General features: G+C 70.9%; 6 protein-coding genes. 1 reads left to right on the top strand and 5 read right to left on the bottom strand.

What is annotated here, in order from left to right; translation table 11 throughout:
• Positions 1–95 precede the first annotated feature (95 nt).
• The 5 genes from AB0B33_RS43990 to AB0B33_RS43970 all read right to left on the bottom strand — a co-directional run bounded on the left by AB0B33_RS43990 (position 96) and on the right by AB0B33_RS43970 (position 4528).
• Positions 96–1340 (bottom strand): aminodeoxychorismate synthase component I, encoded by a 1245-nt coding sequence (locus AB0B33_RS43990; RefSeq protein ID WP_360783376.1) that lies wholly within the window; start codon positions 1338–1340, stop codon positions 96–98.
• Between the two features lie 19 nt (positions 1341–1359).
• Positions 1360–1974, bottom strand: a complete 615-nt coding sequence (locus AB0B33_RS43985; RefSeq protein WP_247018271.1) for a GH25 family lysozyme — start codon at positions 1972–1974, stop codon at positions 1360–1362.
• Between the two features lie 93 nt (positions 1975–2067).
• The gene (locus AB0B33_RS43980; RefSeq protein ID WP_360783373.1) at positions 2068–2832 is read right to left on the bottom strand and encodes an ABC transporter permease; all 765 of its coding nucleotides are present in this window, start codon (positions 2830–2832) and stop codon (positions 2068–2070) included.
• Positions 2822–3787, bottom strand: a complete 966-nt coding sequence (locus AB0B33_RS43975; RefSeq protein ID WP_360783370.1) for an ATP-binding cassette domain-containing protein — start codon at positions 3785–3787, stop codon at positions 2822–2824. The genes AB0B33_RS43980 and AB0B33_RS43975 overlap by 11 nt, the downstream gene beginning before the upstream one ends.
• 141 nt (positions 3788–3928) lie before the next feature.
• Entirely contained in the window at positions 3929–4528 is a 600-nt protein-coding gene (locus AB0B33_RS43970; RefSeq protein ID WP_360783367.1) for a PadR family transcriptional regulator, read from the bottom strand.
• A 52-nt stretch (positions 4529–4580) separates the two neighbouring features.
• Here AB0B33_RS43970 and metG point away from each other — a divergent pair, with 52 nt between their 5' ends.
• Positions 4581–6377, top strand: a complete 1797-nt coding sequence (gene metG / locus AB0B33_RS43965; RefSeq protein ID WP_360783365.1) for a methionine--tRNA ligase — start codon at positions 4581–4583, stop codon at positions 6375–6377.
• The last annotated feature ends 8 nt before the right edge of the window (positions 6378–6385 follow it).

The raw sequence follows: 6385 nt of genomic DNA, 5'->3' as shown, positions 1-6385 counted from the left end.
GTAGAAGATGTTGTCGTTCTCGCTGTGCCCGGACGAAAGCGTGGTCTGGATCGAGGCGGTGCAGCCGTGGTACTGGTCGACACCGCCCTGAACACTCACGAGCCGGTGGCGAGCAGGCGTTCCAGGGGTGCCGACTTGTGGAGGCACTCCTGCCACTCCGCCTCCGGGTCCGAGTCCGCCGTGATGCCGCCGCCGATGCCGAGCGCGATGGCGCCGCCGGCGATCTCGAACGTGCGGATCGCGACGTTCAGCTCCAGCCCGGCCGCCGGGGACAGCAGGCCGATCGCGCCCGTGTAGACGCCGCGTCCGACCGGCTCCAACGCGGCGATCAGGTCCAGCGCGCGGATCTTCGGCGCACCCGTCACCGAGCCCGGCGGGAACGTCGCGGCCAGCAGCTCGGCGTCCGAAACCGGCGGGCGGAGCGTGCCCGTCACCGTCGAGTCCAGGTGCCACACGCCCGGCGCCGGGCGGACGCGCAGCAGCGACGGCACGGTCACCGAGCCGACCTCGCACACCCGGCCGAGGTCGTTGCGCACCAGGTCCGTGATCATCACGTTCTCCGCGACGTCCTTCGCGGACCGGCGCAGCAGCGCGGCGTTCCCGTCGTCGGCGGGGCCGCGCCGGGGGAGCGTCCCCTTGATCGGCGTCGAGCGCACCGCCCGCCCGTGGCGCGCGAGGAACAGCTCCGGCGAAAACGAGACCACCGACCCCCACGGGCCGGCCAGGAAAGCCGCGCGGCGCGGGGACAACGACGAAACCCCGGCCGCGAACAACGCCTCGGGCGAGCCCGAGAACGTGCCCGTGAACCGCGAGCAGATGTTGGCCTGGAACAGTTCCCCGGCTTCGATCGCGTGCACGCACGCCTTCACCGCGTCCCGGTGCTCCGACGGCAGCGGACGCCGCAGCGGCCCGGCCGTCCAGGTGAGTCCGGGGACGTCGGAAGCCAGCCGGGATTCCATCGTGGACACCGGCGGGCCGCCGCCGTCCAGCGACTCCAGGTGGCAGGTGCCGGCGGCGGACCAGCGCAGCACGTGGTCCGCCCAGCCCCACGCCGACGGCGGCAGGAAACCGGTGCGGCCCGACGGATCCGCGAGGTCGTACCCCAGGTAGCCGAACCAGCCGCCGCCGATCACCCCCGGCGGCGCGGGCACCGGTGAAACGGTCGGCGGCGGACCGGGGGACACCGCGGGCGAAGGCGCGATCACCGCCTGCGCGCCGAACCACTCGCCGGACAGCATCGCGGGCGGCGGCAGCCCGCGGGCCGCGGCGTGGTGGGCGAGGACCGCGAACGCGCGCGCGGGCGTGACGTCCGTCCGGAGTGGGGTGCTCGTCACGCGCATGGCGCCATACCACCACAGGTCAGAGCAGCAAGTCGCCCAATGTGAACGGGTACACGACGGCGTTCTGCTCGACCGGCCCGGCGATGCCGGGGACGTCCGGCGCGCACGCGTGCTGGTGCAGGCCGAGCCGCGAGTGGAACCAGCCCGGCCGGCCGGGGATGCCGTTGTGGCGGGTCAGCCAGAGGATGACCTCGCTGTCGGCCCAGCGGTCCGGGTGCAGCCGGTGCGCCCAGCAGTCGTGGTCGGCGTAGACCAGCACCCGCTCGATGCGCGCCGCGTGCCGGACGTGCTTGATCCACGCCTTGATGAACCGGTCGTCGACGCTCGGCGCCGCCACCTCCAGTGCCGGCGCCAGCGACCCGGGCGCGAACGCGCCGAGCCTGCTGGCCGTCCGGACGAAGTGGTCGGCCTGGTCGTGCACCGCGCCGGGCCGCGCGTAGTGCCGCCCACCGACGTGCAGCCCGGCCTCCTGCGCGCCGGCCAGGTTGCGCTCGGCCGCGCCGTTGCTCCAGTTGACGTTCTCGGTGATCGTCACCGACACGAACTTCGTGTCCGCCGCGCGCACGGCGTACCAGTCGGCGACGCGCTCGCGGTGGGACAGCGAGATGCCGCGTTCGCTCTCCGGCTCCGTCACAGTCCGCCCCCGGCGCGTAGATGAGAGCACACCATACGTCGCCGGAGGCGGGCCCGCAGTCAGCAACGCCCAGGTTGATCAGGCACTTTCCGGTCAGGCGTTGTCGCGGTGGAAGGTCCGGGTGCCCCACCACACGGACACCACCGCCATGACGAGCACCACGACGCTGCCGGTGAACAAGGCGTCCACCGTGAAGTCGCCGCGGAAGGTGCTGCGCTCGACGTCGACGACGTGCCGGAACGGGTTGAGCTGGGAAACGGTGTACAGCCACTTAGGTGCGGCGCCGGCCGTGATCGGCAGCAGGATCCCGGAAAGCAGCAGCAGCGGGATGAGCACGGCGTTGAGCAGGGCGGGGAACGTTTCCTCGCTCTTGAGCGTCAGCGCGAGCGCGTAGGAGCACGACGCGAGCGACACTGCCAGCAGGAACACGATCACCAGGCTCAGCAGCACGCCGCCGACCGGCGCGTCGAGGTCGAACGCGAGGTACGCCAGCGCGATGATCAGCAGGGCCTGCACGACCGCCTGCAGCGCGTTGGCCAGCACCTTGCCCAGCAGCAGCGCCGCGCGGCTGACCGGCGTCACCCGGAAGCGCTCGACCACGCCGGAGCGGTAGTCGGCCAGCAGCCCGAACCCCACGAACGAGCTGCCGAAGAGCGCCAGCTGGGCGATCAGAGCCGGGGTGAGCAGCAGCCAGCCGTCCACTTCGGACAGCCCCTGGGCCCGCACCGCCTTGACCATCAGCGGCCCGAACAGGAACAGGTACAGCAGCGGCTGCATGATCCCGATGACGAGCCAGGTCGGGTTGCGCACCGCGGCCACGGTGTCGCGCCGGAAGATCAGCCAGGTGTCACGCAGCACGGGTGCCCTCCTCGGCCTCGCGCAGGGAGCGTCCGGTCAGGGTCAGGAAGACGTCGTCGAGCGTCGGCCGGTGCACCTGGACCGACCGCATCGGGATGCTCTCGGCGTCCAGCGCGCGCAGGAGTTCCGGCAGCGCGACGTCACCGCGCGGCACCCGGAACCGGATCTCGCCGCCGGCCGCGGACAGCTCGCGCGCTCCCGCCAGCCGTCCGGCGATCTCGGCGGCGTCCGCGCCCTGTTCCGGATCGACGCCGACCTCGACGCGATCGCCGTTGACCTGCGCCTTGAGCGCGTCCGGGGGGCCCTCGGCGACGATCCGGCCGCCGTCGATGACGATCAGCCGGTCCGCCAGCGCGTCGGCTTCGTCGAGGTAGTGGGTCGTCAGGAAGACGGTGACGCCCAGCCGCCGGATGTGCTCCCACAGGTTCGCCCGGCTCTGCGGATCGAGCCCGGTCGACGGCTCGTCGAGGAACACCAGCTCGGGCGAGTGGATCAGCCCGAGCGCGATGTCGAGCCGCCGCCGCTGCCCGCCGGACAGCGTTTTCGCCGGCCGCCGGTCCAGCCCGGTGAGGTCGAGCCGCTCGGCGAGCTCGGCCCCGCGCGCGATCGCGTCGGCCTTGCTCATCCGGTGGAGCCGCCCCTGCAGCTCGAGCTCGTCGGCGACGGTGGATTCGGGCGCGGTCCCGCCGCCTTGGGCGACGTACCCGATCCGTTCGCGCACGCCGAGCGGATCGGCGAGCAGGTCGCGGCCGCCGACGGTCGCGGTGCCCGCGGTCGGTTTCAGCAGCGTGGTGAGCATGCGGAGCGTGGTGGTCTTCCCGGCGCCGTTCGGGCCGAGGAAGGCAACCAGCTCGCCTGCGTCGACGTCGAGGTCGACGCCCTTGACCGCGTGGACTTCGCCCCCAGTGCGGCCCTTGCGGCGGAACCGCCGCTCGAGACCGCGTGCGGTGATCATGGGAACCCCTCTCTAATCAAACTTGACTACTTGAAGGGCACACTGTGCCGCAGCGAGGACCCACTAGTCAAACTTGATTACCGACGCCTGGCCTGACGTCATGAACGAGTCGTTCATGACCTCCAGCGGCCGGCCGCCCGCCTACCCGGCCGGAGGCTCTCCGAAAGACGCGCCGGACTCGCCCGCCATCTCGTACTCACCGGCCTCGAGCCGGGCGATCAGCCCCTCCAGCCACGTCAGGCTCGCGTCCGTGATCCCGCCCCACAGCCGGTACAGCTCGCCGACGTGCTCGGGCGTGCCCAGCTCCATGCTCGCCTTCACCTCGTCGAGCATCAGCACCGCCTGCCGCTGCTCGGCCTCCAGGTGCACCAGCCGGTGTCGGAGCAGGTTGATCACGCGGGCGCGCGGCAGGGTCGTCATCAGTGAGATCCCCGCCGACAGGTCCGGGTGGTTGAGCTCCGGGTCGGACAGCGCCTTCGAGAGCAGCACCTGGTACTCCTGCTCACCCTCGGACGTGAGCCGGTAGGCGACGCGGTCCGGGCCGCCGGCGCCCGGCTCGACGTCGACCTGCTCCAGCAGCTCTTCGGTGGTCATCTTCTTCAGCGCGTGGTAGATCGAGCCGGGCTGGACGTTCGCCCACTTGTCCGCCGACCAGCTCAGCAGCTCGCGCCGCACCTGGTAGCCGTGCGCGCGGCCGTACATCCGCACCACCCCGAGCACGAGCAGCCGTGTCGCCGACAACCGGGCCTCCCTCTCGACAATGCGCGTGACGCCCTCCGTAGGCTAATAAGGTATGAGCACCCCTGTGTTGACCGCGGTGGCCTGGCCCTACGCCAACGGCCCCCGCCACATCGGCCACGTGTCCGGATTCGGCGTCCCGTCCGACGTCTTCTCCCGCTACCAGCGAATGGCCGGCAACCGGGTGCTCATGGTCTCCGGCACCGACGAACACGGCACCCCGATCACGGTCCAGGCGGACAAGGAAGACTCGACCCCGCAGCTGACGGCGGACAAGTACACCCGCCAGATCGGCACCGACCTGCAGGGCCTCGGCCTCTCCTACGACCTGTTCACCCGGACCACGACCGGCAACCACGCCGAGGTGACGCAGCAGATCTTCCTGGCGCTGCACCGCAACGGCTACGTCGTGCCGAAGACCACGCGCGGCGCGATCAGCCCGTCCACCGGCCGCACGCTGCCCGACCGCTACGTCGAGGGCACCTGCCCGATCTGCGGGTACGACGGCGCGCGCGGCGACCAGTGCGACAACTGCGGCAACCAGCTCGACGCCGCGGAGCTGATCAACCCGAAGTCGCGGATCAACGGCGAGACGCCGAAGTTCGTCGAGACCGAGCACTACTTCCTCGACCTGCCGGCCTTCACCAAGACCCTCGGCGACTGGCTGGGCACCAAGACCGACTGGCGCCCGAACGTCCTCAACTTCACCAAGAACCTGATCGACGACATGCGGCCCCGGCCGATCACCCGCGACCTCGACTGGGGCGTCAAGATCCCCCTCGACGGTTGGCGCGACCAGCCGCTGAAGCGGTTCTACGTCTGGTTCGACGCGGTGATCGGGTACTTCTCGGCCAGCGTCGAGTGGGCTCGGCGCTCCGGCAACCCGGACGCGTGGCAGGAGTGGTGGAACAACGCCGACGCCCGGTCGTACTACTTCATGGGCAAGGACAACATCACCTTCCACGCCCAGATCTGGCCGGCGCTGCTGTTCGGCCACAACGGCGAAGGCGACAAGGGCGGCGAGCCCGGCAAGTACGGCAAGCTGCACCTGCCCGACGAGATCGTCTCCAGCGAGTTCCTCACCATGAGCGGCTCGAAGTTCTCGACCTCGCGAGGGCGCGTCATCTACGTCGAGGACTTCCTGCGCGACTTCGGCCCGGACACGCTGCGGTACTTCATCTCGGTCGCCGGCCCGGAGACCCAGGACACCGACTTCACCTGGGACGAGTTCGTCCGCCGGACCAACTTCGAGCTGGCCAACGAGTGGGGCAACCTGGTCAACCGGTCCATCTCGATGGCGCACAAGAACGTCGGCGCCATCCCGCGCCCGGAGGCCCCGACAGCGGCCGACGAGGAGCTGAAGGCGTTGTCGCGCAAGGCGTTCGACACCGCGGGCGCGCACCTGGCCCGCTCCCGGTTCAAGCAGGCGGCGAGCGAGGCGATGAAGGTCGTCACCGCGGCGAACAAGTACATCTCCGACCAGGAGCCGTGGAAGCTCAAGGACGACCCGGCGCGGCGCGACACCGTGCTGCACACCGCGTTGCAGGTCGTCTCCGACGCCAACACGCTGCTGACGCCGTTCCTGCCGCACTCGGCCCAGAAGGTGCACGAGGCCCTCGGCGGCACCGGCGTCTGGGCCGCCCAGCCGGAGCTCAAGGAGGTCGACGACCTCGACATCGCCGGCCGGGTCAACCCGATCCTGACCGGCGACTACGCGGTCGAGCAGGCGAAGTGGGAGTCGAAGCCGATCGAGGTCGGCGTGCCGCTGGCCAAGCCGTCGCCGCTGTTCACCAAGCTCGACCCGGCGCTCGGCGAGACCGGCCCGGAGTGGGCGCCGATCACCAAGGAGTAAGAGGTATG

Origin of the sequence: Amycolatopsis sp. NPDC049159 (genome assembly GCF_040648295.1) — a bacterium.
GTDB lineage: Bacteria > Actinomycetota > Actinomycetes > Mycobacteriales > Pseudonocardiaceae > Amycolatopsis > Amycolatopsis pretoriensis_A.
This window is presented reverse-complemented; position numbering and strand designations above follow the sequence as displayed.

What these genes read in the sequence shown, in the direction of transcription:
- AB0B33_RS43990 (WP_360783376.1), bottom strand. Translation starts at nt 1,340, where the DNA reads ATGCGCGTGACGAGCACCCCACTCCGGACGGACGTCACGCCCGCGCGC.
- AB0B33_RS43975 (WP_360783370.1), bottom strand. Translation starts at nt 3,787, where the DNA reads ATGATCACCGCACGCGGTCTCGAGCGGCGGTTCCGCCGCAAGGGCCGC.
- metG (WP_360783365.1), top strand. Translation starts at nt 4,581, where the DNA reads ATGAGCACCCCTGTGTTGACCGCGGTGGCCTGGCCCTACGCCAACGGC.